Source organism: Neisseria sp. P0021.S006 (assembly GCF_051956895.1).
The window spans coordinates 1-1,266 of the sequence record NZ_JBQCWZ010000397.1; the positions used below are offsets into that span (position 1 = coordinate 1).

Annotated in this window: 1 protein-coding gene and 1 pseudogene; one reads left to right on the forward strand and one right to left on the reverse strand. The window is 52.1% G+C overall.

The features are described from left to right. Positions 1-107 precede the first annotated feature (107 nt). Positions 108-1,109, reverse strand: coding sequence for a thiamine ABC transporter substrate-binding protein (locus ACTHUM_RS14450; RefSeq protein ID WP_070824068.1), 1,002 nt, complete (start codon positions 1,107-1,109; stop codon positions 108-110). 65 nt (positions 1,110-1,174) lie between these two features. Here ACTHUM_RS14450 and ACTHUM_RS14455 point away from each other — a divergent pair. Next, positions 1,175-1,266: pseudogene (locus ACTHUM_RS14455) on the forward strand (pyrimidine 5'-nucleotidase); the annotation flags it as partial.

Sequence of the window (1,266 nt, forward strand, 5' to 3'; positions counted from 1 at the left end):
GTGTGCGTGTGAAGTTGTTTAAAAGGTCATTGTAAAACAAGGCCGTCTGAAAAACTAATGATTTGTTTTTTCAGACGGCCTTTAATCTTTCCTAAATTCTTTTCAGCTTAACGTAAAACGGTTTTGCTCCAACGGCTCACCCATTGTTTTTGTTTGGTGTTGATGTCGGCGCGGTTGGGGGAATCGCTGTGTTTCGGGGTTTGGGCGAACTCGAATATTTTGGGCAGCGGCGTGTTTTTGGCAGCCGGATAGACCCACATTTCGGCAGGCAGGGCTTTTTGCACGTCGCCGCTTTGCAGCCAGCTCACCAGTTTGGCTGCCAGTTCGGGTTGTTTTGCGCCTTTCAAAACGGCCGCGCCTTCAACTTGGCGGAATGTGCCGCCTTTGAGGAAGAGGTTGCCGGTGGGTGGGGTGCTGTATTTGCCTTTGGAGTAGTGGACTTCGGCCGCCGGGCTGGTGGCATAGCTGACCACGAGGGGATAGGCGCCGCCGTTTTGGGTGAAGTCGGTGTAGTAGGCTTCGCTCCAGCCTTTGGCAACTTTCACGCCGTTTTGGCGCATTTGCGCCCACCATTTGAACGCACCTTCTTCACCCATGCCGCCGATGTTGGCCAAGAGGAAGGAGAGGCCGGGCGAGGATGTGGCGGGAGACGGGGTTACCAGAAGGTTTTTATATTCCGGTTTGGTCAAATCTTGCAGGGTTTGCGGCAGGGGCAATTTTTTCTGTTCAAACCATTTTTTGTCGTAGTTGATGGCGACATAGGCGTAATCGACAGCCAGCGCATCGGGCAGGGAAGCGGTTACGGGTGCGGATTTGGGTTGGTTGGCGGCGAGGATGCCGGCGGCTTTGGCTTTGCCGATGTTGGCGTTGTCTAAACCGTAAACCGCATCGGCAATCGGGTTGGCCTTGCTCAAAATCAGCTTGTTGAGCATTTCGTTGCCACTGCCTGCCTTGATGACGGACACTTTGGCATCGTTGGCTTTTTCAAATTGTGCGATGACGGATTGTGGCAGGCTGAAGGATTTGTGCACGGCCAAACGCACTTCGGTTTGGGCGTACAGGTTTGCCGAAGCCAGCAACAGGGCCACGGCGGACAATTTCAGTTTCATTCTCTTTCCTTTAGTACGGGTAAAATACGAAATATCATAACAAAATCTGCATATCAAGGCACGATATGAATCATTCTCCCGTTTGGCTGTTTGACCTCGACAATACTTTGCACAATGCCGAAGCCGGCATTTTCTACATCATCAACCGCGCCATGAC

What these genes read in the sequence shown, in the direction of transcription:
- ACTHUM_RS14450 (WP_070824068.1), bottom strand. Translation starts at nt 1,109, where the DNA reads ATGAAACTGAAATTGTCCGCCGTGGCCCTGTTGCTGGCTTCGGCAAAC.